This window comes from Flavobacterium sp. AED (assembly GCF_000812945.1).
In the GTDB taxonomy this organism is placed as follows: Bacteria; Bacteroidota; Bacteroidia; order Flavobacteriales; family Flavobacteriaceae; genus Flavobacterium.
The window spans coordinates 590524-617343 of record NZ_JSYM01000001.1; the positions used below are offsets into that span (position 1 = coordinate 590524).

Consider the following 26820-nt stretch of genomic DNA (forward strand, 5'->3'; position numbering starts at 1 on the left):
ATGAAAAAAATATCCCTATTAAGTTTGCTTTTGGTTTTAAGCATCAGTTGTACTACTCAAAAAAAGAGTGTAACTGCTGTTGAACCTACAAAATACATGAATACCATCACGGCCAGTGATTTAAAAAAACATCTTTATATTGTCGCTTCTGATTCTATGGAAGGACGTGAAACAGGATCAGCCGGTCAGAAAAAAGCTGGTGTTTATCTTATCAGTCAATACAAGAAAAATAATATTCCTTTCCCTAAAGGGGCTACATCGTATTACCAAAAAGTTCCTGCTGAATTCATGAACAAAAAATACGGAGAAAAATTAGGTGATTCAGAGAATATCTGGGCATTCATCGAAGGTTCGGAAAAACCAGAAGAAGTCTTGGTTATTTCGGCTCATTACGACCACGTAGGTATTAAAGATGGCGAAGTATACAACGGTGCTGATGATGATGGTTCCGGAACAGTTGCTTTACTGGAAATTGCACAAGCATTCGAAATTGCAAAAAAAGAAGGTCATGGTCCAAAACGTTCTATTATGTTTTTCCACGCAACAGGTGAAGAGCATGGATTACATGGTTCTCGTTATTACTCGGAGAATCCTTTATTCCCTGTCGCAAACACAATTACTGATATCAACATTGACATGATTGGTCGTCGTGACGAGGCACATGCAAATACAAATAATTATGTATATCTAATAGGCGCGGATCGTTTATCAACGGATTTAGATAACATTTGTACCATCGCAAATGCCAAGTATATCAAAATGGATTTAGATTATAAATTCAACGACCCTAAAGATCCAAATCATTTTTATGAGCGTTCTGACCATTATAATTTTGCCAAACATGGAATTCCAGCCGTATTCCTTTTCAATGGCGTACATGCTGATTACCATCAAAAAACAGATGAAGTTGATAAAATTGAATTTGATGCTTTAGCCAAAAGAACGCAACTTGCTTTTGTAATCGCTTGGGAATTGGCAAACAGAGAAAATCGCCCTGTAGTCGATAAAAAATAGTTTTAGCATTAGGGCACATCCCGCCGAAAAAAGCGGGTCGAGCTATACGTTGCAATCTTTTTTGTGATGAAAAATCACAAAAAAGGATTTCCACTGCTATCCCTTGTGCAAACCCGATAAAACAAGAGCTTTGAAGGAATTCAAAGCTCTTGTTTTGTTTACACATACTGAAAAATCAACCTTTACTCTTTCTTCGAAGTCGCTATCAGTCTATTATTTCTGGACCACTCACTCCAAGACCCAACATACAGTTTTGGAATTTCAAGACCTGCATAAGCAATAGCCAAAAGCGTGTGGCAGGCAGTTACACCGGAACCGCAATGCACAATCACATTTTCAGCTGCCCTATCTTCAAATTCTTTTAAATAATTATTCTTCAATTCCTCAGGTGATAAGAAAAACCCATTAGAATCTAAATTAGTGGTAAAAGGAATGTTTATGGCACCCGGAATATGTCCGGCGACTAAATCGATAGGTTCTTTCTCTCCATTGTATCGTTCTTCATCGCGTACATCGACGACCAGAAAACCCGTGTCTTGTGCTACTTTATCAATTTCGTAAATATCAGCTAACGGCAACAACCAATTTTCAATTTTATACGGTTCCTTTTTCAATGGGATTTCTGTTTTTGAGCTTGTTGGAAATCCAGCTTTAATAGCCGCTTGAAATCCTCCATCCAGCACCTGAACTTTCTGGTGCCCAACAGATTTTAGCATCCACCAAAACCGTGCAGCTGCATTCGAACCATTTTTATCATCATAAACCACTACATGACTCGTAGGCGTTATACCAAGACTCGTTAAAGTTTCAGAAAACTGTTCAAGTGTAGGCAAAGGATGCCTGCCTCCTATAGAAACATCCACATTTATATTGGCTAACTGCGTGTTTAAATCAACATACAAAGCGCCATCTAAATGTTCCGCAGCATAATTTTCTTTAGCACCATTACCGTTACTGGCATCAATAATTACTAATTCACTTTTATCTTTCAGTGCTATTAGTTCATCTGGCTTTATAATTGGTGAAATGTCTTGAGGCATATTTATTACTTTTACAATTAGTGTCATTATTACTTTTTACTCATAAACAACTGAATTTATATCAGATACAAACTAAAAACAGTTTTTAAGTCCTGCTAATTTATGTTATTATTTACAATCTTCAAAACAGCAATTAAATCCAAAAAAACACACCAGAGATAATTATTTACACCATAAAAAAAGCCCACTAATGTGGACTTTAAGGTCATCTTTTATTGAATTTTATAGCTGTTACATCCTTTATGTTTTAACCTTAGGATTATTTTTTAAGCGCTTTCATCAAACTCAATTTTATCAGCACTATCTATTTTGTCTAATGGCTTCTCTATTGGTAATGTAAAATAAAAAGAGGAACCTTCGCCTTCTACACTTTCTACCCATATTTCACCACCATTTTTTTCTAAAAACCCTTTCACTAATAATAATCCTATCCCTGCACCTTTATTTTCTGTCCTTGCTTTAGAAAGTATATTCATTTGTGGTGTAAAAAGTTTGTCTTGAATCTCTTTAGACATACCAACACCGGAATCCTTTATTTGAACGATTATTTTATCTCCTTTGATTTTTGCCGAAACGATAACTTCCCCTCCAGGTAGTGAATGCTTAATCGCATTGGAAACTATATTTTGAATAACAGAGAGTAGCATTTTTCCATCTGCAAAAACACTGGTATTTTCTTTAATTTCGTGATGAAGATTTATTGTATTTAAAGAAGCAGTATCATTTAAAGTATCAAAAACTTTTTGAACATAATCAACAAGCTCAATTTTTCTAGGAGAAAAGACTTCTGCCGCGTACTTTATTCTCGCCCACTCCACTAAGTAGTCTAACATGTTTAACTCATCTATTGATGCTTTGTAAAGAAGTTCCAGCATTTCTTTAACTGTATTTGGCTGCATTCTTTCAAAATTTGATTTCAAATATCCCGTAGTAGCAATAATACTGGATAATGGACTTCTCAAATCATGCGAAAGTATGGCAAGAACACTTTCTTTATGTGTATTTAAGTCTTCTAGGTCCTTTACATATTTTTTTATGGCATCTTCAGATTTCTTTCTTTCCGTTAAGTCGCGTAGGATTTTAACATATCCTAACATTTCTCCATCTATTCCAGTCAGCGGAAAAACCAAACCATACGCATAAAATTCACTTTTGTCTTTACAAATGTGCCATCTATTGTCCGTAGCTCTTCCTTCTTTTAATGCAGTTTCAATTTCCTTTTTCGGAATACCATTTTGTTTGTCTTCTTCTCTAAAAATTATATCAAAATGTTCTCCTATAATTTCATCCGATTCATATCCAAATATTTTTGATGCTCCTGAACTCCAGCTATTAATTACAAAATCATTATCAAGAGTAAAAATGGAGTAATCTTGTAAGCTGTCAATTATCTGGCTATAAAATTCAGCAGTTGGAATATAATTACTTTTAAGAATTTTAGAATTAATTTGCTCGTTTTCCATTTGGTGAATTAAATGATATTTAAATTTTTTGAATGCAGAATAGTATTTGAAAATCAGGTAGGAATGTGCTCAAAGGTATACAAAAGGAGGCATGAATATTGAAAAATATTCCCGAACATAAATGTCCCACTGCTACACAGTCTATTCTTGTATTAATTCTCAATTTATGTTTTCGCTAACTATTTTATGTTACCTGAAAACTATTCGCACCCCTATTTTATATTTTAATTTTTCAGAAATATTTATTTGTTTATGAAATCCCAAACGACTCTTTCAATCTCCTAATTTATACTATACGCTTTCTCTTTTACAATATTCAAGCCAATAAATAAACCGGGCAATCCCACGAAAGTTTATTCCACAAAAAAAGCCTCGAATTTCTTCGAAGCTTTTGCTTTCTGGGTGGGAGACGGGGCTCGAACCCGCGACCCTCGGTACCACAAACCGATGCTCTAACCAACTGAGCTACAACCACCATTTGCTTAGCGGTGGCAAATATACAACATAAGTTTACTTCTGCAAATATTTTTTTTAAAAAATTACAGCAAATTTACATCAAATCTCCTAAACTATTGACTGCCAAATATCTTTCAACAGTAAAACCTTCACCAAATTCAACCCCTACTAACCGTCCCAAATCTCTAGAACGATAATTCAGACTTTCTAAGAAGTTTTTACTAGTGATTGGCGATTCCGGTTCTTTGGAATTTGCATCATAAAACTGCGAGCGATAAGCCAAAATAGATTCAATTTTCTTATCGGTAAAACCGGTAATATCGACAACAAAATCTGGCTCTATGTTTTTCCACTGAATATAATGATACACTAATTTTGGCCTCCAAGCAGCTTGACCTTCGCCATCAACTGTAGTTTCTATTTTTCTCAATCCCGATAAAAAACAAGCATCCGAAACCAATTTACTTCCCTTTCCATGATCGATGTGACGGTCGTCAATGGCATTACACAATACAATTTCTGGTTGATATTTGCGAATCATTTTTATGATTTCCAATTGGTGCTTTTCGTCATTTACAAAAAAACCATCGCGCATTTCCAGATTTTCCCGTACCGAAACTCCTAGAATTTTTGCAGCAGCATTTGCTTCCTCATCCCTAATTTCAGCCGAACCACGCGTTCCTAATTCACCACGAGTCAAATCAACAATTCCCACGGTTTTCCCTAAGGAGATTTCTTTTAGAATAGTTCCCGCACAACCCAATTCGACATCATCAGGATGCGCTCCAAAAGCAAGTATGTCTAATTTCATATTTTTTATTATTACTATTCTGTTATCTATTTCGTGTAAACTTTCGTCTATAACACCTTTTTCATTGTCATTGATTTATTGATGCTTTCGCTCCATTCCTTTTCCGGAATACTGTCTTTTGTGATGCCGCAACCCATATACAAATACGCCTTGATCATTGCTAGTTCCGAATTAACCTCAATTTGCATACAGCGCAAATTTACAAACAAATCAGAACTTACGGAATCTGTTGCAAAACTGCTGTTCAACTCCCCTAAAAAACCAGTATAAAAACTCCTGTCGTAATTTTCATTTTCTAAAATAAAAGCTTTCGATTTTTCTTTGGGTAAACCACAAACTGCAGGTGTGGGATGCAATAAATGGATTACTTGCTGCAAAGTGGAATCTGAATTCAATACTCCCCAAATATCCGTTTTTATATGCCAAATACTTCCCGCTTTGACGCTATAGGGTTTGGTAATCGAAACTTCCAAAGCCACGCCTTGCAAGGCTGAAACTATATAATCCGTAACATATTGCTGCTCTTCTTTCTCTTTTTTACCCCAAACTATTTCCCCTGAACCACTGTCTTTTTGAGTTCCCGCCAAAGCCATTGTTTCAAATACATTTACATTGGCTTTTAATAATTGTTCGGGTGAAGCGCCGAGCCAGATTCCCACTTTTGGATGATAAAAACAATACACAAAAGTAGCGGGATACAAGCGAACCAACTTTTCGAATACCGTAACCAAATCAAAATCAACCAATTCAACAGTTTCTTTTCGGGATAAAACCACTTTCTTGAATTCGTCATTTTCAATGGCTTGAATTCCTTTGGCAACCAATCTTTCAAAATTATTTCTGGTTACTCCATTTGGTTCCTTAAATTCCCTTTCAAGAACGTCAACTTTTTTTTTGTCCCAAATAACACCAACTATTTCGGATTGATTTTCAGGAATTAAATACGTTTGATTACCATCAAAAGAAGCAAAAACAAAGCCTTTTTCGGTAAAATCATTGACTTTATACAATTCATCATTTTGCTGAAAAAGTCCGATTACCATATCCGAATTGGGTTTGCAATACAATACAAAAGGTAAATTTTGTGCAAATTGATTTTTGGCTTTATCTAAAATTACGTCCATTATTTTTCTTCACTTTTTCTTTTTGGCAAAACCATATTCGTCAATTTACAAAGCGAAATCAAATTGTCTTTTTCATCCGTAATTCGTATTTCCCAAAGATGAATACTTCTCCCCTTATGAACTATTTTTGCGGTTGCCGTTACGATTCCATCTCGTTTTGCTTTCAAATGATTCGCTGATATTTCAATTCCGCGCACTTCACTGTGTTCTGAATTTACATACAACAACGATGCGGCACTCCCCACACTTTCGGCCAAAGCAACCGAAGCGCCACCATGTAATAATCCAAAAGGTTGATGCACTGATGGATTTACAGGCATCGTAGCCACTAAATAATCTTCTCCTGCATCAGTATATTCAATATTCAGGGTTTGCATCAGTGTGTTTTTTGAAATTTGATTGCAATATTGAAGGATTTTTTCTTTGTCGAAAGTCATTTTTATTTTTTTGTAAAAGTATAAATAGTATGCTTATGTTTAAACCAAAAAACGACAGACTAGTATATATATTTTTCGTCACTATAGAATAATTTGGTTTTTTACCACAAAAGGTACAAAAGCTTCTTATTTACTTTTCAAAAACACAAAAGATTGTATGCTTAATTCTTAAATATTTTTATAATACATAACAGAACATAAATTTTCGGCATTGCTTTTCCGTTCATTTATGACTTCCTTTTCCTTTTGTGACTTTTGTGGTTATTTTTTTTCAAATTAATCCCTATTTTTACAAAAAAACTAACGAAATGCGTCCCATAACTTTACTGTTTTTTATTGGAATATTGGTATCTGTTTGCGCTTGTCGTTCTGATTTTGAGACCGTGGCCAGCACGGGCGATTTAACCTTTTCGAAAGACACCATCTACTTAGACACCGTTTTTACAAATATAGGTTCCAGCACCTACCGCCTTAAAGTGTACAATCACAGTAAAAATGACATCACCATTCCAACCATAAAATTAGGAAAAGGATTGAGTTCTAAATATAGAATGACAGTCGATGGAATGCAGGGAACAAATGGAAAAATATTCACCAATGTTGACCTTCTCGCCAAAGACAGTTTATATATTTTCATAGAAACCACCGCTACTATTGCCGATGCCAACCCAACTGACTTTTTATACACCGACCAAATTCAGTTTGATGGTGGCGAAAATTTGCAAAAAGTAGAATTAGTCACACTCATTCAGGATGCTGTTTTTCTCTATCCAAAACGTTTTTCCGATGGAACTACTGAAACACTTCCCATTGGCGAAGAAAAAATTGATGGTTTTTATCTCGATGAAAATGATCCCGTAAATGGCAATGAACTGCTGTTTTCCAATAAAAAACCGTACGTTATTTATGGTTACGCTGCCGTTCCTTCTGGTAAAACGGTAACTTTTGATGCGGGCGCCAGAGTCCATTTTCATGCGAATTCCGGCCTAATTGTGTCTAATAATGCATCGATACATATAAATGGAGCTGCTTCTACCACAGATAAATTGGAAAAAGAAGTCATTTTTGAAGGCGATCGGTTAGAACCCGAATATTCCGATGTTCCAGGACAATGGGGAACAATTTGGCTTACGAATGGCAGCACGAATAATCAATTGAATCATGCTACCATCAAAAATGGAACTATAGGATTACTGATTCAAAATAATGACGGAACAACCACAACTATAAAAAATACACAAATCTATAATTCAGCTAACTATGGTATTTTGGCGCAGACTGCAAAAATCAATGGTGAGAATCTGGTTATCAATAATGCGGGACAAGCCGGTCTAGCTTGCGCTTATGGGGGAAATTACAACTTTACCCATTGTACGTTCAACAACAATTGGAATAGCTCAGAACAAGTGGCAGTTTTGGTAAGTAATTACATTTTAGGAGCAGTTCCGGAAGTAAAAGATTTGACCGAAGCAACATTCAATAATTGTATTATTTACGGTTCTTACTCCAATGAAATGATTTTAAATAAAAAAACAGGTGCTGCTTTTATATACCAATTCAATAATTGCCTCTTAAAATTTGACAATACTTCCAATCAATTCACGACCAATCCAGACTATCAATTTGAAACGGATGCAGCACATTACAACGCAATTATTTTAAATAAAGACCCTAAATTTTTTAAGGTTTCCCTAAACAAATTCAGCATTGACGAGACTTCCGCTGCTTTCGCAAAAGGGAATTCGGCCTATCTTATTCCGTTGGATATTATAGGAAACACGCGAACTTTACCTCCTGATTTAGGGGCGTATCAAAACAAACCGTTTCCTAAATAATTTTTCAAAGTCTTTGCTTTTCACATTTGCTCGTACTATTTATTTAAACTAAATTTGCATCGCAATACAACAAACTAAAAAACAATGATCCATTTCTTTGAAAACCAAAGCAAAACTGTTTTTGCAGTACAAACGCAAAACGAAATTTCGGCTCAAGACATTTCAAAACTCAACTGGCTTTTTGCCAACTCCTATAAAATAGAAAAATCCGTGTTGACGGATTTTTTTGTTGGTCCTCGCGCCACTATGATAACGCCTTGGAGTACCAATGCAGTGGAAATCACCCAAAACATGGGTATTTCCGGAATCATCCGAATTGAAGAATTTCACAAAGCAACAGCTGATTTCTCGGATTTCGACCCGATGCTTTCACAAAAATATGCTGAATTAAATCAAGATATTTTCACTATCAACGTACTTCCGGAAGCTATTTTGGACATCGATGATATTGCAGCCTACAATAAAAAAGAAGGATTGTCTTTAAGTCCGGAAGAAGTAGCATATTTGGATAATTTAGCGATTAAATTAGGACGAAAACTAACGGATTCTGAAATTTTTGGTTTCTCACAAGCCAATTCAGAACACTGTCGCCACAAGATTTTCAACGGAACTTTTATAATTGATGGAGAAGAAAAAGAGTCTTCTTTGTTCAAATTAATCAAGAAAACGTCACAAGAAAACCCTAACGATATTGTTTCAGCTTACAAGGACAACGTTGCTTTTGTAAAAGGGCCACGTGTACAACAATTTGCTCCAAAAAGTGCTGACAAACCTGATTTTTATGAAGTAAAAGAATTTGATTCGGTTATTTCATTAAAAGCAGAAACGCACAATTTCCCAACAACCGTGGAGCCTTTCAATGGAGCTGCAACTGGTTCTGGTGGAGAAATCCGTGACCGTTTAGCAGGTGGACAAGGTTCTTTGCCAATGGCAGGAACGGCAGTTTACATGACTTCCTATTCTCGTTTAGCCGAAAACAGACCTTGGGAAAATGGTATGACCGAAAGAAAATGGTTGTATCAAACGCCAATGGATATTTTAATCAAAGCGTCAAACGGAGCTTCTGATTTTGGAAATAAATTTGGGCAACCGTTAATTACAGGTTCTATCCTGACTTTCGAACACGAAGAAGACGCTCGTAAACTAGGTTTCGACAAAGTTATTATGCAAGCGGGTGGAATTGGTTACGGAAAATTAGATCAAGCCATTAAGAAAAAACCACAAACAGGCGATAAAATTGTTATCCTTGGTGGTGAAAATTATAGAATTGGAATGGGTGGAGCTGCAGTTTCTTCAGCAGATACCGGAGCTTTTAGTTCAGGAATTGAATTGAATGCGATTCAACGTTCGAACCCAGAAATGCAAAAACGTGCTGCCAATGCCATTCGTGGTTTGGTAGAAAGCGATATCAATCCAATTGTTTCTATTCACGATCACGGAGCTGGAGGACATTTAAACTGTCTTTCGGAATTAGTGGAAGATACAGGTGGATTAATTGATTTAGATAAATTGCCTGTGGGAGATCCTACCCTTTCGGCAAAAGAAATAATTGGTAACGAATCCCAGGAAAGAATGGGATTGGTTATTGGCAAGGAAAACATTGATTTATTGCAAAAAATTGCCGACCGAGAACGTTCCCCAATGTATCAAGTGGGTGACGTAACTGGAGATCACCGTTTTACTTTCGAATCAAAATCAACTGGTGCTAAACCAATGGATTTTGCCTTGGAAGACTTTTTTGGAAGTTCTCCAAAAGTGGTGATGACGGACAAAACAATCGAAAGAAACTATACTGATTTAACATACGACAAGAAAAACATTTCAACCTACTTAGAGCAGGTACTTCAACTGGAAGCGGTAGCTTGTAAAGACTGGTTGACCAATAAAGTAGACCGTTGTGTGGGTGGTAAAGTTGCCAAACAACAATGTGCCGGTCCCTTGCAATTGCCATTGAATAATTGTGGTGTAATGGCCTTAGATTATCAAGGAATAGAAGGAATTGCAACTTCGATTGGTCACTCTCCTGTTGCCGCATTAATTGATCCTGTTGCGGGAAGTAGAACGGCTATTGCAGAAGCATTGTCTAACATTGTTTGGGCTCCAATAAAAGATGGTTTAGACGGACTATCATTGTCTGCTAACTGGATGTGGGCTTGTAAAAACGAAGGGGAAGACGCCCGTTTGTATGCAGCTGTACAAGGTTGTTCGGATTTTGCAATCGAATTGGGAATCAATATTCCAACAGGAAAAGATTCACTTTCGATGAAACAAAAATATCCAAATGAAGAAGTAATCGCACCGGGAACAGTAATTATTTCAGCAGGTGGAAATTGTACCGATATCAGGAAAGTAGTAGAGCCTGTTTTACAAAGAGACGGTGGTTCTATTTATTATATCAATTTATCGCAAGATGATTTCAAATTAGGTGGTTCTTCGTTTGCACAAACCTTGAACACTATTGGAAATGAAGTGCCAACTATTAAAGACGCTGCTTTTTTCAAAAGAGCGTTCAATACGATTCAAGAATTAATTTTAGAAAACAATATTCTTGCAGGACACGATATTGGAAGTGGTGGTTTGATTACTACTTTATTAGAAATGTGTTTTGCCGATGTGAATTTAGGAGCTAAAATAGATTTCTCTGTTTTCGAAGAAAAAGACATTATTAAATATCTTTTTGCTGAAAATATTGGAATTGTTTTCCAAGCAAAATCAGATGCTGAAGTGGAATCTAAATTAAACGCCAATACCGTTGCTTTCTATAAATTAGGAACGGCTACAAATGAAGCGACTTTAGATTTTGGTCCTTGTACATTAGACATTGCTAAATACAGAGATGTTTGGTTTAAGACTTCGTTTTTATTAGACCAAAAACAATCGAAAAACGGAACCGCTCAAGCGCGTTTTGACAATTACAAAAACCAAGCGTTACACTATACTTTTCCAACACATTTTACAGGAAAAAAACCAGTTATCGACCATTCTAAACCAAAACCAAAAGCAGCTATTATCCGTGAAAAAGGAAGTAACTCCGAGCGTGAAATGGCAAATGCGATGTACTTAGCCGGTTTTGATGTAAAAGACGTTCACATGACCGATTTAATTTCAGGTCGTGAAACTTTAGAAGACATTCAGTTCATTGGAGCTGTTGGTGGATTCTCCAATTCAGATGTATTGGGTTCTGCCAAAGGTTGGGCGGGAGCATTTTTATACAATGAAAAAGCAAAAACAGCCTTAGACAATTTCTTCAAAAGAGAAGACACGCTGTCTGTTGGAATCTGCAATGGATGTCAATTATTCATGGAATTGGAAGTAATTAATCCGGAGCATGAAGTACACGGAAAAATGCTGCACAACGAAAGTAATAAACACGAAAGTATTTTTACATCAGTAACGGTACAGGAAAACAATTCAGTGATGCTTTCTTCATTAGCAGGAAGTACTCTTGGAGTTTGGGTTTCGCATGGAGAAGGAAAATTTAACTTACCAATGGGTGAAGAAAATTATAATATTGTTTCTAAATATGCCTATGAAGGCTATCCTGCTAATCCAAACGGTTCTCATTTTGACGTTGCCATGCTTTGCGACAAAACAGGACGTCACTTGGTTATGATGCCACACATTGAGCGTTCTACGTTCCAATGGAACTGGGCACATTACCCAAAAGACAGAGAAGATGAAGTTTCGCCTTGGCATGAAGCGTTTGTCAATGCCAGAAAATGGATGGATAAAAAATAATTATATTTTATAGATTTTAAAAAAGCGTTCCTGAAAAGGAGCGCTTTTTTTATGAAAAAAATTTAAAGTCCTTTTGATGATTTGTAAGATAATAATTAAGTGTATATTTGAAAGTAATACGCTACGCAGTAGCGCTTATCCACCCAAAATGAGATGTATATTATAATCGGCAAAACGAAAAATACCAATTTACGGAGCGAAAAGTATACAATTGAACATATTCACACAAACACTAATCACCATTTAATCATTGATTAAACACCAATTAAAAAGCCCCAAAATGGGGCTTTTATCATTACTACGTCACATTCAGATTAAACTTAACATCATTACCATCAAGCAACACCTTTGTATTGTCTATGTTATTCTCATACACGTGCACATTACCTAAGAATAAATTAATACTCTTGAGCGGGATATCAATCTGCTTACTTATTAAATACAAGTGATAAATATCTGACGGCAGACCTAGATTAGCATCGGAGCTGCGTTGATAAGCACTTACCACAAGCTTTCCATTTTCAATCTGGAACTGTATTAGGCTCAAGCATGGTTGTTGATTACTCTCAGTGTTGTTAGAACCTAGAAACAAAACATAATTCTTTGATGTGCGTTTCTCTTTATTGATCTTCTCAAGCAACTTTGGCAATTGCTCAAAGTACGTTGGATAACTATTTACTAGAATAGGACCGCAATAATCCCACCAAGTAACGCCTATATCCCTGTAGGCTTCCGTGGAGCGCTCTCCTGCCATGAATAAACCCAATTCGTCTCTTAACTTCTTTTTTGCAACTGCGTGGCTCTCAAACAAAACTAAGAGGTCCAACGGCTTTAATTCTAGCGATTGATTCAAAAGATAAGTGATTGAACCTTTTTTGTTTTGTTGTAACTTACCTTTAGCAAGGATTTTACTAAGCATTCCATGATACTTGTTCATTTTTAATTCGATTTTTGATTGATGATTGATGATTCATTGATTATATTTGCCCTTACCACAGAATTATAAAATAGCAAAGCCACAGCATAGAAGACTTATGTCCTCCAACGCTGTGGCTTTGTTGCTATATTTTTAAATTCTGTGGTAAGAGTTAAAAATGTTGGAGGACTATTTTTACTTCCCCACCTCCTGAGAACTACATTAAAATTCTGTACTCTTCTAAAAATTGGCTTCTCTGAGTAGCTGTAATCTTCCCTCGTTTTAAATAAGCATAAGGAACAAATCCAATTCCGATAATGGTTAACCCAATGAAACGACTAAATGCACTATATTGACCTTTACCTTTGCGCTCGTTTCCTTTGGCATAGATCCAATCTGCTTGCCATTTAGTAATGAAATTTACGCCTACATTATAATTCAAATAGTGAAAATCATGTAGCATGGCATCCATATCTAAATCAGGCAAATCCATTAAATCTTTGACAATTGTTGCTCCATCAAATGCGATTGTATTTTCACAGAAATAATCGAATGCTTTTAAGTAGACCGCAATTTCATTAAAGCTATATCCTTTCAAATCCAAAAGCCTAAATACTTTATCCCTGGAGTTAAAAAGAATTTCTTTTGGTTGCTGGAAGTATGTTGATTTAGATCCTAACATAACTCCCAATTAATATCTATACTTTCATATATAGGTCTAGCTTGTGTTTCAAAAAGTAAAGCTTCTGAAATTAAATTATCTAATTCACCAGAGAAGTCTTCAGTTATATCAATTGAGTTATTTAAATAATGGAATAAGGTGTCAATTTCTAAAATTGGATAATAATTAGTTTTAGTATTTATATTTTTAAATTTTTCTGTTTGAACTCCTTGAACATCTTCAATGGTTACTAAATAATCATTTACTATTGCGGAATAGCGGTTATTAGCCAATTCAAATTTCCATTCAGTTATTTCGACTTGAAGAAATCCCTTTTTACCGTCTCTTGAATCATATAACAATTCAATATTTGATTTAATTTTTGCCATTTTATATATAATTTATGTTAATCTTCTTTGCAATGCACCAGTAGAACTATTTATATATCCAAACCCAACAGCAACTCCACCAGAAGCTGCTGCTGCATCATTTGCGTAAGCACTTAACAATGACAAATCCATAGAAGAAACTTTTAATTTCCCTCCTATAACATCCCCGCCCTGCGTATTTAAAGCCGTTGCATAAATATAAGCTCCGTAAAGTGTCCCCGTAATTGCGCAACTTGGTAGATTTAATATATTACCATCACTCCACATCGGCGCGGGTCTTTCCACTTCCCAAGTATCAGTGCCTAATTTTAAGAGCTTTAAAGGGTAATAAGTATTAAAATAAATATTAGTTTCTGAAGGTCTTGCCCCTTTAATGGTCACACCAGGACCTACTAATTTATTATAATAACCTAATACTTGGTTTTGGTCTAAAGTTATTTTTGTTCCAATAGGGAAAGGAACGCTTGAATTTAATGGAATTGTAATTGTGGTGGTAATAGACGAAGACAATGGCGCAACAATTACTCTATATCCTGAATCTGATAATTGCAAAGTGTAATCTGGCGTGGTTATATATTTTATATTTTCTAAAGCATCTCCTCCACTTCCTAAATTTGCCAATACAAAAGCAGTTGATGCAGCTTGACCAGTATTAGTACCAACCGCTGCAGTTGGAACAATTGGAGTTCCCGTGAATGTTGGAGAGTCTTTTTTAGCAAATAATCCAGTCACATAATTTACCATTTTTAGAATAGTAGGGAATTTTGTATCACTCGTGATATCAGCATCTGCACTGGCTGCTTTATTACTTGAATTTTCTTTTCCAGCAACAACCGTTGTCAAAGCAACAATCAAATCATTCAAGAATTTCAACTGTCGTGCATCGGCTACTTTTCCGGCAACTATACAATCAAGCGCATTATAAACATCGGTCGTGTTGACTTTTCCTGATAATAACGTAACCAAATCTACTCCTTCAGGGAATGTTGCAAAAACAGCTAATAATTCGGCAACAGTATTAACTATAGCATCGCCATCAGCAGTTGTGCCGCCAATGATTGCCTGAACTGCAAGGATCTTGTCGTTTAGTTCTTTTAAGGTGTTTCCATCCGTAGGCGCACCATTGATTAATTGCGTAATTAATCCATCAGAATAGGTTTTCGCTTCAGATAATTTTGCAGCGTCTGCAGCTGCCTGTAAGGTTGATACTGGTTTATTTGCATCAGAAGTGTTATCTACGCTTCCTAAACCTACTTGTGATTTAGTAACGGAATGAGGGTTAGAAGTGTTAGCTTCATGAGTATCAATATCAGCTTGAACAGTTGCTATTGCAGTAGCTTGCGCAGTACTTATAGGTTTGTTGGCATCACTTGTATTGTCTACGTTTGACAGTCCTATTCTTGTTTTATCATAAATGGTACCAACATAATCTAAAAAGCCACTATTGCCAGTTGCTATTTTGATTTTGAAATGAACTATTTCATTATTTTGAATAACCAAATCAATTTCATTTGGGAAGAAGTATTTAAAATTCCCAGTGCCAGAATTGTGTTTTATTATTAAAGTAGTTCCTGTCTCATTTTTGATATAATGATCCTTACCCGCATAGATGTATTTTTTATTGGAATTAGATACTGAAATTGAAGCGATGGAAGTTGCTTCCATGATTCGGAAAGAGGCGGTTTCATCTGTAATTGAGAATGCTGCTTTGTTTCCAGTACCGTACAATTTCTTGAAGCTTAGTTCTGATTTTTCAATGTAAGCCGAACCATTAATTGCAGGAGCCGGCTGTGATACAACAGTACCCCTAACATCAAATGAACTAATTTCAATCGTATTTGGGTAAGGCTTTGGCTTTTCTGCAATATCAACACCCTCATCACCTTGAATAATCTGATAGGTGTTAAACATGTTTCCAACAACAATATCCGTTCTAATATACCCCTCTGTAGACGAGATTATTGGTGCCGAATAAGCAACCGGATTACTATAATCGACTTGGTTTAATTTCCAAGCAAATTCTAGTGCGGCAATATGCACAACACCATCAATTACCGGAGCTTCGCCATATTTGGTGACTTCATCAGGAGAAACAATAGTTTTCACATGGTCCACTACGGCATTAAACTCATCAGCCATCAGGAAGTATTTCGGGTCCTTTCCGGCAATTGTAGTTAATTTTTCTGGGCTATCTTCTTTTTTGCCTATTTCTAAAATATCCATTATCCTACGTATTCAATAAAAATTACTACTCTATATGGGTTCATGTGGTCAACTGAGCCAGTCGTTGGAGCAGTGGCTACTTTCGCAACTGATTCAAAGCTCTCACCATTCTCAGCCACTCCAGTCGAAACAATTAATCTTCCCCCTTCTCCGGCAGATGTATTTAATCCCGGCACATAGCCCTCTACTGGAATAGTCAAAGAAGCACTTTTAGCACCACCCGTTTCTCCCATAGTATCAAAAATTTCGTCGTCAGGATCCCAACCAATAGGCATACGTCCACGCCAATCTTCAACCTCTGCCCAGCCTACAGGAATTAAAGAAGCTATTTTATTCCAAAAAACCATAGCACCACCATCTTGGAAAACACTGTTTTTCTTTTCCAATTCTACAATCCTAGCAATTAAAGAAGGGTTTTCCGTTCCTACATTTGGATCAATAATTAATCCATCAGGAATACCTCCTATATTACCCCAAATCATTTCCTTAACGCTTGGTATTCTCACAAAAGCGGATAAAGCAACTCCTGTCGCATCTACAATCGCCTGTGTGGCTCTAAATACTGGCGGGTTTGTCCCATTCTTAAAAGCCAAATTTTCAAAGCTTACTTCTTTTTTAATCGTAGTGGCTAATGTTCCGGGGCTTCCTGCAAATGAGCAAAGCTCACCATCAATAAAAAGCATTCCTGCAGTAATATCACCGCCTACAATTGTACAGCCGCTAATAATGAAATTACCCACATCAGGCATCCCAAAATAGCGCACAAAAGCTTTAAGAATTTCAAAGTAAGCCGCCTGCATTTTTCCTAATGTAGCCTGCTTGAATCGAAAACCGCCCGGTTGTAAAAAGTCTATTAAATTCATAATATGTAAGTTTCTATTTTATATTTTTTTCCAAAGTATCTGTACGTGTCAACCAATGCTCTAATGCGATCCTCTTGAAAAATGTAAGTGTCCGGAATGAAAATAATCCACGAATAACTAACAACATTCTCGCTCTCATTATCAAGAAATATATCTAAATCACTATCATCATCTTCCAAGAAACTAACACCTTCCTCTTCATCTTGCCAGATATAAAGTTTTTCCGGTTCTGGCAGGTCATCGATGTAAATCTTTTTTGTCGTTTCGTGATTTTGATGATCGTAACCTACAACCTCAAAATATTCATTCAACATCTTTTCGAGGTAAATTGTTCTACCGTCATGTTGCATTTTATACAAGGTTTCCTCATATATTTTCACAAGAGGACTTGCGATGCTGTTTAAAAACAAAATCATTCTATTCTTTCTCAAGAACGTTGGCAAAAGTTGCTCTATAAGCGTAAAAAAGTTAACTGTGTGCCAAAACATAAGGAAGATAGTTAATGGTTAAATCCGCATCATTTATTTTAAAATAGCCCGCCTCCGGTATTTTCCATTCACCCATATCGATAAAAGGAAAGGCGGCAAACTTGCTTTTCATTTGGTCAATTACAACCAGTTCTATTCCTTCAGCATCTTTCAGCGTAGTTCTAAAAAAATCCTTTACAAATGCCCCGTCAAATTCAAGATTTGCGAGATATAATTTAATAGCGTCCTTAATTGGGTACACTTCGGTAGTACTGGATAATAACCTCCCGGTAACAACATCAATAGTCAAAGGATTAACATAAACCGTCAAAACCGCCTTTAGCAAATCTGCATTTTGATTAATCAGTCGCACTCGTATTCCTGGTACTTTCTTTTTTTTGATATAAGCCTCAACTCTTATTTTTTGTTCAGCGGTCAAAGGCTCAAGAACCCCGTTATTATCCGTGGCAATCTTTACTACTAATTCACCATCGTCACTCTCAAGAACCGCACAACGGTCAATAATCTTTCGAGCTTCAGCATCACTAATATTTGTCAAATCATACTGAAAACTTCCATCTTTCCAAACCAAGTCTAATCCATCATGATAATCCAAAATAGCTTGCCTAAAATTAGGTTGGTTTTGAGGTCGTGAGTTATTGGCATTCGTTTCAACTATCTTTTCGTGAAAGGAAATCACAAAAGCAAGAATGGAGAAAATATTATTTTCTAAACTCACTTTTGAAAATTGTTGCTCAAATGTTTGTCCAGGCACTAATGAATAAAGTGCAATTACATACGCATTATTGATAAATGCCGTAGTGATATATGTTTTTATTTCTGCTGTACTTCTTGCCATAATTAAAAACTAAAAGGGAACTCGCCCGGAAATGAATAATCAACTAAATTGTTGGTTGTAACTATCTTTTTTGTTGCTGGTCTATTGATTTCTGTAAAACACGCAACTATTTCATAATCTGTAATTTTGCTTTTTTTTAAAACACGGCCTAAATGCAACTCTTCCGTTATTGAAATACTATTCAAAAGCATCATTTCAAAGGCATTGTCAATGTCACCTGTACATTCCACAATCTTATCGAGAAAGCTTTGTCCTTGGTAAACTATTGCCTTACTCATAGTTTGCAATGATTTTTATAGGCGTGTTTTCTGAAAAATCTAATGCCGATATAATTAATCCATCTTTTAAAAAATGCTCCCGAATACGATGTCTGAAAACCAAATAATCGGAACTCAACACAACGTCACCCAAGCCAACACCTAAATCAGGATTAAACTTAAATTCGCCTTGATGGGCTATCAAAATCATAGCTTTGTTTTGTTCCAAAGTATCGCCAACTACAAACCCGGAAACAATCTTCCCGGCACTGTCACGAATCACATTAATTTTTAAGTCAAGAACATCGCCCGAGTCATTATTGTCGTTAAGTTGGATTCCTATTGATTTCATAAATACTATTTAAACCTATTTTAAAAGGGTATTAATCTTTGTTGAAAAACTTGTAACTAATGCCACTACATCCGGCGTAATAGTTCCACTTGGAGCACCTACAGCAACAACACCAACTTTCAAACTATTTAATATGGTAGCCAAATCAGTAAATAAATCTTTCAGGTTTACCGTACCGTTTTCAATCTTTATTTTTTTATCAACACTATCAAACTCGATTTTCATTCCTGATTGCGAAAACTTAAACTTTCCTATCTGATCTACTTTTATCAAGTAAAGATTCGAAAGAGTTCCGTCACCACTCAGCATCAGAACATCAGAACCAACAACCGGCTCAAGCAATAAATAATCTTCGCTTTCCGTAACACTGGCACTTATCTTTACACCAGAGAGAACCAAACCGCTAACCAACTTCACCGAGCACGTTTCGCCATCCAAAGCCTCGACCGTTCCCACAATTGGAAAGTTTGGATTTGCTCCAACAACCTCCTGCAGTTTCTTTTTGATCTCGGCAATTTTATCCATGTTATAATTTTATTCCTGGTGTAATCGTTCGTTTGCCTCCGCTTTCGCTAAAGCTAGTTTTCACGCCTATCACATAATACCTTCCGGTTTTATATGGGTAATCCGTATCTTCAATAATAGCAGAGTAAGTTGGCTGTACAAATGGAATTAACCACCCGTCAAATGAACCGCTATATCCGTCAAAACTATTTTTTTTCAAAGCGGCTGCAGCTACTTTTTGCATATCGCTTTCACTCATGGGACCAACCTTTAATGTGATTTTATCACCTCCGGTTGTTCCTGCAGTAATGCTTTTTACTTTTCCTTTACTATCGGTACTTTCTATAGTAACCTCCACTTTCTTGTCAATCGCTCTTAAATATTCTAAAGAGGATTTTTCAATATTCCTTTGCATCGAATATTTTACAATGCCGCCAATTTCAACATAAGGAGCGTGAACGTGCAATACCTTATTAATGGTGTCAAAATAAATATTGGCTTTCGTTTCCTCTTGTAGCTTTTTCAATACATCGTAGCCAGTGGCTTGGTGTATGACAAACTTTTCGTAACTGATATCATAGTCACAGGAAAGCGTAAACGAAGGATCTATTTTGTCAATTAGATATTGTGCTATATTCTTTAAAGAGCTTGGCTTTAACTCCACATCCGGCACACTTTTACGGAACAAAAACAAAGCATCTTCACAAATAATCTTTAAAGGACCATCGTTTGTTATAATGTTCTGAATAAAGCCTTCAAATTCAGTTTGCAACCTTCCGTCATATCCCAGTTGTATTAATACTGATGTTCCTCTATTAATCTCCGATTCAATATTTAGTACCTGATTCATAACCGCCTCCGGCAATACTATAGTTGCAACATCGGCGAGGTTATCAACCGAACACTCAATTTCACATTCTGCTAAAATGCCTAACTTGAATTTCTTCCCGGCATTATTAAATTCAATATTCCAGTCCATTGTATACATTAGATTTTAATTAAAAGATTATAACTAAAATCAGAACATGCTTTAATTTCGTAGGCTTGAACGTTTTCCCCTTTTGTAAAAGGAAAACTAAAATCATCAATCACTATTTTATTTATTCCTAACAGTTCCAATGGAGGACAGGCGACTTGTATTTCCTTAGCGTATGTCAGTACTTTTTTCAATTTTTCAAAGTCTGCTCTTGGGAAACAATCTTCATAATTACCTCTTAACAAGGAACCCATCAAAACACCGGTAATCGTAATTTCATAATCATCCTGTGACCATCTTTCTTTGATAGTACCAGTCAGTTGTTTTGAGTTTTCAGAGTTCCATTTTGCAACTCTTCTCTTAGCAATTACATTTTTACCGCTAATGCTAATCAAAGGTTCATAAGGCAAACGAAACCACGTTGTACCCTCGTCAATTGACAACGACAATGGGAAAAATTGTTGTTCATCACTTAACGGTTTATCAGCTTCCCAAAGGTTTAAATACTCCTCTGCCGAAACATCAATCACACCTTCATCATTGCGGAAAGGCAAAAAAGGAATTGGAGGCGATACGTGCTTCATCAGTTCATTTTGAACCGCTTCGAGTCTCGGTAGCATCTTTACGACTTTACTCCCGACTAGTGACGCAAATAATAGATCTGTATTTTCCATTTAGTTTCCTGCTGTTGTAGCCATCGCCAATAATCGCAATAAAGCGTCCTGACTTTGCTCGGCCATTTGTTGTGAGCTATCTTTAAAATCTTTTCCTTGAATATTCAAAACTCCTATCAAATCTTTCAAGGTGATATTGATAACTGTGTTCTTTGTTCCTCCCGTGGCAACTGCCTCGTTGCCTTTGGTCTTAGAACCACCGGCGGGAGTGCCTTTTCCAGTTCCTCCACTTGTTGCAGTTCCCGGAACAATTGGCGCAGCAATTCCATTCGCTTTTTTAAGTGCTTTGGTTTGGACCTCCCCTGGAGTAATTAAATCCATCTTAGCACGCATACTTTTTATTGAAGCAGCACCAGAACCGGCAATCCCTCCAAGTCCTGGTATTTTTGCGATAAGCTCTAATAATTGTTGTACGGGTTTCAATAAAACGTCAAGCATAACAACACCTATTCGCTTCAATCCTCCTATAATTCCACCACTATTAAAGGCATTTACAATAGAATCCCAATGGTCTTTAAAGGTCATTATTGCTGATATTACAAACCCGATAGGACCGAGTAATAAACTCATTGCCGCACCCCATTGATCCCAGTAACTAATTATTGTAGCTACAACTGCAATCAAGGCTATAACTCCCGCTATAATTAGCACAATCGGGTTAGCAGTCATTGCAGCGTTCCAAAGCCATTGTGCTCCGGTAACAACACTAGTCCAAGCGGCTTGCATTTTGGTAGCACTCGTTAAAAAACTAAGGACCTTGCCTGCCCCACTAATTAACGGAACCATATTACTGAAGTCTCGCGTTGTATCTCCAATTATTGAAGCATAAGCCATCATTCCATTGGTACCATTGAATAATGATATTTTGAAATCATCAATCTGAGCCTGTAATCTTTTATTTTTTTCTGCAGGCGATTCCATAACAATAGCCGCTTGCTCATAAGCCGTATTCGTTCCTGTGATTGCTTTCGTCAATCGCTCTTGCTCATCAATTCCGCTAATCAAGGCAATGGCAGCGTTGCTGTTTTCTTTACCAAATAATTTGGTCACCAAAGCGCTGTCACCCATAATTTTTCGCAACGGCTTCATTCTGTCAGCAAGTGTTAGGTTTTTATTTCCTAGTGTATCAACACTAACACCCGCACTTGCCAACTCTGCTTTCACGTCCTTAGGTAAGAAGCGACCCTCTGATAATGTGGCCAACATATTACGAAGCGCCACACCACCTTCAGCTCCTTTTTTTCCTGCTTTATCCAACACCTGAATTGCCGCGTTTGTTTCGGCAAAATGAACATTGGCACCTTTAGCAGCCATACCGGATTGCTCCAATGCGGCTTTTACTTCTGGTAATTCAGCAGAGCCTTCTTTTGCTCCTGCAGCCATAGTGTTCATCATAACCGCCATTTCCTTGGAAGCTTTTAACGGGTCAGCCGTGGAAACTTGATATTGGTTCATTGCCGTAGTCAACAAATCAGTTGCGGCAACTGTGTCACCTCCCATAAGTTTAGAAGTAATTGCCACATTTTTACCCATATCCTGCAGCGCAGTAGGTACTTTGGCAATCTCTGGACTTAATTTAGAAAGGATCAGTTTATAAGATTCCACGCCATCGGCTGCAGAACCGCCAAAAGTTTTGGCACTTTGCCTGGCGTAACCTTCAATCTCTTTTAATTTGTCACCCGCAACTCCGGTTATGGCTTGCAAGTCGTACATATTTGTACTCAAATCCATGCCCGGCTTATTCAGCGTATTCAAACCATTGGCCACGCGGTCAACCTGGTCTAATATCGAAGAGAGTTTAATTGTGGCAATGTCACGTTGCATATTTCCAAAACTCTTTTTGAAAGTAGCATCCATATTCACTGTGCTACTCTGTATTTTATCAACAGAGGCATTCAGTTTATCCATCCCCGCAGTGACCTTTTGGGCATCGGAGGTGATCTTGAATATGTAATTAAAAACGTTGTTCATTGCTTAGCGATTTTTCGTATGTGTTGTAACTCTTGAAATCTGGAAGCCCAAACTTCATCTGTGAGACTGTCGGGGTCTTGAATTTGAAAATAGTAGCGCAATTGCGCGTTGGTTATTCTAATCCAATCATCGGCTTCCACCGCCGCAGTCTCTACAACTTTACGAGCTCCGCCTCTTTTACGACAATAAGTTGCGAAAGGGTTCCGCTTACTGCCAAGAAATAATCATCATTGGTTTTCAATTCATCGTCTCCGCCCAACCAACAGTTAGTCAAAATGATTTCATTGAATTTCATTGGGTCCTTAGTCCCAATGGAAGAAGCAAAACTTAAAGTCTTACGGTCTACTTTTTTCAAGTAGCCTATTTTGTCCTCAACAGTAATAGCGAATATTTCGCCGTGTAGTACTTTCCAAGCTTCTATTTGTTCCGGTGTAGCCTGACCGCTTAATGGTGTATTTTCGTTGTTCATTTTGTTTTGTTTTTTGGTGTTTGTTTAAAAAAAAATCCCTCCCAAATTGAGAGGGATTTTATATACTAATTCAAATCTATTTTATACTTGGTTCTGAACTCTCAGCGCAATAAATGGCAGTGTAATTTCCATCATCTTGTCTCCTTGTTTCAGTTCTTTGGCACTTTCGGTAAAACGAATTCCCAAAAGTCTGTCCGTGATTATGGGATCAGCATTAGCTGGATTTCCATACGCTACCAGTGCATCCAATGAAAGCGACAAAACACTTCCTTTCCCTGATTTTACCAAGGCTTCGTACTCTGATTGCAACAGGGTGATTTCACCTTCTACGGTAGAGTTGCCACTTTGTATCGAATGTGCATCACGACCTTTGGCAAAAATTGCCTCACGTTCAATTTTTTCTGAATACTTGATTCCGCGAAATCCAGTTACATCACGACCTCCTAAAATAAGGGTGAGGTCAGCCCATTCGTATTGTCTACTATTAAAAGCCATATCTATTTGATTAAGCGGTTACGGGAACAAATCCAAGTGGAACATCAATCCAACGGTTTGTGCCTTTAGTTTTTACCTGAAGTTTTGCAATTTTCAGTTTAGAAGTCGAAGTCACGTTGTGCGTCAAATCAACTTTACAAATCACGCCTCTGTCTTTTGAATCACTTGGATCAAAAGAAAGCTCACCGTTAGCAGTCATTTGATTAAAAATTAAACTTTCGACTTCATTCTCAATGCTTTTGGCATAGATTGGTGAAATGGTTCCGTCGTTGTTCACAGTGTTGTCATCCAAAAGGAATTCTAACAAAGAAGCATACGCCAGGCGAAGTGCTTTGTCAATTACACGTCTACGGTTTGCGTAGTGGTAATCATCGGCAATCTCGCAAGCCAAAGGATCATCTGTAAAAAAGTACCCTGACTTTCCAGTGTGTTGTCTCATGGTTACATAGCCCTTATCGTGTAATGCTTCCACATCGTAAGATTCAGCAGGCGTGTCCAGGATAAAAGCAGTTAGATTGCTAAGCGCACCGTCTCTTACTTTTCCTATGTTCACATGAACTTGTATTTTAGCAAAACGACCTGCAACAATTCCAACAGCTGCACCTTTTGAGGCAGTTACTCCGGTTCTTGTTTCGGTATCGCCTAATACAATCATCGCACAGTTAAAACTCGCTGCGCTTAAATCGCCCAATGCTACTTTATTACCGTCAAAGGCATAACCTTCAATGATGGTAAAAAATGGAGCGTATTTTTTGGCTGTGTAACTTTCGCCAAGAATTTGAGCCAAGTTAACCGCAACCATTACGTCCGAGTCAATCGAGTCGTCCAGTGTTACTACATAGCCCGCACTTGGAGAAAATGCAGTAAAAAGAAACTTCAATTTACCGTTGGCAGCGTCTAACAATTTTTCGGCAGGAGCCTTTCCAGTTCCTGCGTCAAGAGTAAACCAGTCGCTTACTTTTGTAGTTTTGGCAAAGCCCATTAACCAAAGTTCTGTGCCTTCACCTGCCTCTGCGTAAAACTCTTTCAAAGTTTTATACAGTTTGTAGTTGTTCACATCAGGAATAATTCCCAAAGCGGCAACATCTACCATGCTTTTTATTTGGTAAGGCGTGTTCAAAAGGAATGTGGTTCCTATTGCAACCGCACTCGCAAGCAAACCGCTTATACCGTCGGGAAGGTCTACAACCTGTCCTAACTGACCGTTTTGAAATTCAATATTGATTCCTGGTAACATATTACGCTTGGTTTTTTTCGGTTAGTTGAACCTCAATAGATTCCACGATTACTGCATTTGTTGCAGTTTCATCAATTGTAAGTTCGTTATCAACAGCAAAAGCAACCAATTGGGCTTTTGTCATTTTACTTAACTTGATTTCTTTTGGGGCTTCGCCAGTTTCATCCTTCGCTCCAACAACTTCCATTTCAGCAATTGCTTCATCAGATGGCGGAGTAACTGTTTTATCTTCCAGTGTTTTTGCGTGGTTTTTTGCGTCGTTTTCTTGGTAGAAATTTTGTCCATCGCTTGTTTTAAAATACTTGCTCATTTGCTTAAAGTTTAGATTTTATAAATACCCATGCGCCAAACAACAAGGTTAAAACGGCATAGATCCTAAAGAGATTAATTTGTGCTTTTTGCCAGTTAGTAATTCTATTTATTTCAATTGGCGGTAATGTTTTAATAATAGTATTAGCCTCGTGAGTGTTCTTATAATGTGCTAATAGTTCCTGCGCCCTGACTTCGCAGTCCACTTTTAAGAGGTTGTCCGCAATGCGAACCTTCGGGCTGTTTAATGTGCGCCCTGGTTCGCCTTGGACAATTTGCTTTATGACGACTTTCCCGTTTTGGCATTCTAACAATGCCTCCAGAGAACTGTTGTCTTTTTCAATCTTGAAAATCGTATCGTGTACCGTTTCAATGATTGTTTTTGTAGTTTCATTCTGCAACACAATCGGCTTACCGCTTCCGCAGCTTACGATTGTGATGAGAACGAACAAACAACAAAATATGCGTGTGATGTTTTTCATAATCTTAAATATCCTTTAATGGTTTTCATTTCTCTTTTTCGGCGGCACACTTCGTAACCTTCCCGGCTTCCTTCGTCGTTGGTATTTCCTTCAATGGTGTGGAGTGTGGTTCCAACTAGCTTTTCGACTATTCCGGTGTGACCAGTTCCTTTGCCGTGATCCATAATAAAAATGTCACCCGGTTGTGGAGTTGTAACTCTCAAATCTTTTTCTTTGGCGTACATATCCAGTACTCCGCCCGTTTTAGATAATGGGTTTAAAACACCCACTTCAATCGAGGCTTCTTTGGTACACCAATAAATGAATGCCATACACCAGGAATATCCTTTACCTAATCCAACGCTTTTGAGATACTTCTCAACTGCGGGTCCTGCGTTAGAACCTCTTGGTATTTCCTCTACTCCCAATTGGGAAATCGCTTTTTGCAATGTTGCAGTTTGTAGTGATGTCACTCTTGTTTTCCGTTAAGTTGTTTGTATTTTCTTAATTCGGTAGTCATTCTCTCAATCTCATCAATCAAATGCTCAATTCTTTCGTCTCTATCCTTAATACGGACGTCCCGCTTTTCAATCTCAATAATAGAATCCTCCAAACGTTTACTCATGTCGTTCAATAAATTCTGGTAAAATGACGCTGATTTAATCTCGTTGTCGATTTCAGCAGATTTTACATTAGAATTGTCAAGTTTTGTTTGAAATTTTGGTTTAACCCAATCCCAAAACTTTGTTGCGGCAATGCCGGCAAAAGCAAATAAAGAAGGGTATAGGACTACATTTAAGAATTCTTGCATCGAGTTGA

Annotated in this window: 28 protein-coding genes and 1 tRNA gene; 3 read left to right on the plus strand and 26 right to left on the minus strand. The window is 37.1% G+C overall.

The genetic code is table 11. The features are described from left to right. Nucleotides 1-1014, plus strand: a complete 1014-nt coding sequence (locus tag OA85_RS02610) for a M28 family peptidase (protein ID WP_039107952.1) — start codon at nt 1-3, stop codon at nt 1012-1014. Nucleotides 1015-1196: 182 nt separating this feature from the next. Here the strand turns inward: OA85_RS02610 and OA85_RS02615 are convergent, their stop codons facing one another. The 6 genes from OA85_RS02615 to OA85_RS02640 all read right to left on the minus strand — a co-directional run bounded on the left by OA85_RS02615 (nt 1197) and on the right by OA85_RS02640 (nt 6345). After that, nucleotides 1197-2081, minus strand: a complete 885-nt coding sequence (locus OA85_RS02615) for a sulfurtransferase (protein WP_231557069.1) — start codon at nt 2079-2081, stop codon at nt 1197-1199. A 239-nt stretch (nt 2082-2320) separates the two neighbouring features. After that, nucleotides 2321-3517, minus strand: a complete 1197-nt coding sequence (locus OA85_RS02620) for a PAS domain-containing sensor histidine kinase (RefSeq protein ID WP_039107953.1) — start codon at nt 3515-3517, stop codon at nt 2321-2323. 400 nt (nt 3518-3917) lie between these two features. After that, nucleotides 3918-3993 (minus strand) — tRNA-His (locus OA85_RS02625). A gap of 74 nt (nt 3994-4067) precedes the next feature. Next, nucleotides 4068-4784 carry a bacillithiol biosynthesis deacetylase BshB1 gene (bshB1, locus tag OA85_RS02630; RefSeq protein WP_039107954.1) on the minus strand — a complete coding sequence of 239 codons (717 nt, stop codon included), beginning with the start codon at nt 4782-4784 and terminating at the stop codon, nt 4068-4070. A gap of 47 nt (nt 4785-4831) precedes the next feature. After that, nucleotides 4832-5908 carry a chorismate-binding protein gene (locus OA85_RS02635; RefSeq protein WP_039107955.1) on the minus strand — a complete coding sequence of 359 codons (1077 nt, stop codon included), beginning with the start codon at nt 5906-5908 and terminating at the stop codon, nt 4832-4834. Then, a complete protein-coding gene (locus OA85_RS02640) occupies nt 5908-6345 on the minus strand; it encodes a PaaI family thioesterase (protein WP_039107956.1) in 438 nt (145 codons plus the stop codon). The genes OA85_RS02635 and OA85_RS02640 overlap by 1 nt, the downstream gene beginning before the upstream one ends. A gap of 308 nt (nt 6346-6653) precedes the next feature. On the opposite strand from OA85_RS02640, the gene OA85_RS02645 reads away from it, so the two are divergent. After that, nucleotides 6654-8180 (plus strand): hypothetical protein, encoded by a 1527-nt coding sequence (locus OA85_RS02645; RefSeq protein ID WP_039109306.1) that lies wholly within the window; start codon nt 6654-6656, stop codon nt 8178-8180. Nucleotides 8181-8264: 84 nt separating this feature from the next. Further along, nucleotides 8265-11918 carry a phosphoribosylformylglycinamidine synthase gene (gene purL / locus OA85_RS02650; RefSeq protein WP_039107957.1) on the plus strand — a complete coding sequence of 1218 codons (3654 nt, stop codon included), beginning with the start codon at nt 8265-8267 and terminating at the stop codon, nt 11916-11918. A gap of 298 nt (nt 11919-12216) precedes the next feature. Here purL and OA85_RS02655 read toward each other — a convergent pair whose 3' ends face one another. The 20 genes from OA85_RS02655 to OA85_RS02755 all read right to left on the minus strand — a co-directional run bounded on the left by OA85_RS02655 (nt 12217) and on the right by OA85_RS02755 (nt 26812). Then, nucleotides 12217-12855, minus strand: a complete 639-nt coding sequence (locus OA85_RS02655) for a thymidylate synthase (RefSeq protein WP_039107958.1) — start codon at nt 12853-12855, stop codon at nt 12217-12219. 196 nt (nt 12856-13051) lie between these two features. Then, nucleotides 13052-13516, minus strand: coding sequence for a hypothetical protein (locus OA85_RS02660; protein WP_039107959.1), 465 nt, complete (start codon nt 13514-13516; stop codon nt 13052-13054). Further along, a complete protein-coding gene (locus tag OA85_RS02665) occupies nt 13510-13884 on the minus strand; it encodes a hypothetical protein (RefSeq protein ID WP_039107960.1) in 375 nt (124 codons plus the stop codon). Before OA85_RS02665 ends, OA85_RS02660 begins: the two co-directional genes overlap by 7 nt. A 12-nt stretch (nt 13885-13896) precedes the next feature. Then, a complete protein-coding gene (locus OA85_RS02670) occupies nt 13897-16107 on the minus strand; it encodes a hypothetical protein (RefSeq protein WP_039107961.1) in 2211 nt (736 codons plus the stop codon). Further along, nucleotides 16107-16970: a hypothetical protein gene (locus OA85_RS02675; RefSeq protein ID WP_039107962.1), complete on the minus strand. Its 864-nt coding sequence runs from the start codon at nt 16968-16970 to the stop codon at nt 16107-16109. The genes OA85_RS02670 and OA85_RS02675 overlap by 1 nt, the downstream gene beginning before the upstream one ends. Continuing rightward, nucleotides 16967-17458 (minus strand): hypothetical protein, encoded by a 492-nt coding sequence (locus tag OA85_RS02680; protein ID WP_156129400.1) that lies wholly within the window; start codon nt 17456-17458, stop codon nt 16967-16969. The genes OA85_RS02675 and OA85_RS02680 overlap by 4 nt, the downstream gene beginning before the upstream one ends. Next, entirely contained in the window at nt 17439-18296 is an 858-nt protein-coding gene (locus OA85_RS02685; protein WP_039107964.1) for a hypothetical protein, read from the minus strand. Before OA85_RS02685 ends, OA85_RS02680 begins: the two co-directional genes overlap by 20 nt. A 2-nt stretch (nt 18297-18298) precedes the next feature. Beyond that, a complete protein-coding gene (locus tag OA85_RS02690) occupies nt 18299-18574 on the minus strand; it encodes a hypothetical protein (RefSeq protein ID WP_039107965.1) in 276 nt (91 codons plus the stop codon). Next, nucleotides 18567-18905: a hypothetical protein gene (locus OA85_RS02695; RefSeq protein ID WP_029286600.1), complete on the minus strand. Its 339-nt coding sequence runs from the start codon at nt 18903-18905 to the stop codon at nt 18567-18569. Before OA85_RS02695 ends, OA85_RS02690 begins: the two co-directional genes overlap by 8 nt. Nucleotides 18906-18920: 15 nt before the next feature. After that, entirely contained in the window at nt 18921-19430 is a 510-nt protein-coding gene (locus OA85_RS02700; RefSeq protein WP_039107966.1) for a hypothetical protein, read from the minus strand. 1 nt (nt 19431) lies between these two features. Further along, nucleotides 19432-20397, minus strand: coding sequence for a hypothetical protein (locus OA85_RS02705; RefSeq protein ID WP_052257121.1), 966 nt, complete (start codon nt 20395-20397; stop codon nt 19432-19434). After that, entirely contained in the window at nt 20397-21059 is a 663-nt protein-coding gene (locus tag OA85_RS02710) for a DUF6046 domain-containing protein (RefSeq protein ID WP_082014106.1), read from the minus strand. Before OA85_RS02710 ends, OA85_RS02705 begins: the two co-directional genes overlap by 1 nt. Beyond that, on the minus strand, nt 21060-23030 hold the full coding sequence (locus tag OA85_RS16965; protein WP_052257123.1) for a phage tail tape measure protein: 1971 nt from the start codon (nt 23028-23030) through the stop codon (nt 21060-21062). Nucleotides 23031-23181: 151 nt separating this feature from the next. Beyond that, nucleotides 23182-23499: a hypothetical protein gene (locus OA85_RS02725; RefSeq protein ID WP_052257124.1), complete on the minus strand. Its 318-nt coding sequence runs from the start codon at nt 23497-23499 to the stop codon at nt 23182-23184. 81 nt (nt 23500-23580) lie between these two features. Then, complete coding sequence (locus OA85_RS02730) at nt 23581-23994, minus strand: hypothetical protein (RefSeq protein ID WP_039107968.1); 414 nt, start codon at nt 23992-23994, stop codon at nt 23581-23583. A gap of 10 nt (nt 23995-24004) precedes the next feature. Beyond that, nucleotides 24005-25231 (minus strand): DUF2586 family protein, encoded by a 1227-nt coding sequence (locus tag OA85_RS02735; protein ID WP_039107969.1) that lies wholly within the window; start codon nt 25229-25231, stop codon nt 24005-24007. Nucleotide 25232: 1 nt separating this feature from the next. Then, complete coding sequence (locus OA85_RS02740) at nt 25233-25541, minus strand: hypothetical protein (protein ID WP_039107970.1); 309 nt, start codon at nt 25539-25541, stop codon at nt 25233-25235. A gap of 4 nt (nt 25542-25545) precedes the next feature. Further along, nucleotides 25546-26022, minus strand: coding sequence for a hypothetical protein (locus tag OA85_RS02745; protein ID WP_039107971.1), 477 nt, complete (start codon nt 26020-26022; stop codon nt 25546-25548). Further along, complete coding sequence (locus tag OA85_RS02750) at nt 26019-26474, minus strand: CHAP domain-containing protein (protein ID WP_039107972.1); 456 nt, start codon at nt 26472-26474, stop codon at nt 26019-26021. Before OA85_RS02750 ends, OA85_RS02745 begins: the two co-directional genes overlap by 4 nt. Further along, nucleotides 26471-26812, minus strand: a complete 342-nt coding sequence (locus OA85_RS02755) for a hypothetical protein (protein ID WP_039107973.1) — start codon at nt 26810-26812, stop codon at nt 26471-26473. Before OA85_RS02755 ends, OA85_RS02750 begins: the two co-directional genes overlap by 4 nt. Nucleotides 26813-26820 lie beyond the last annotated feature (8 nt).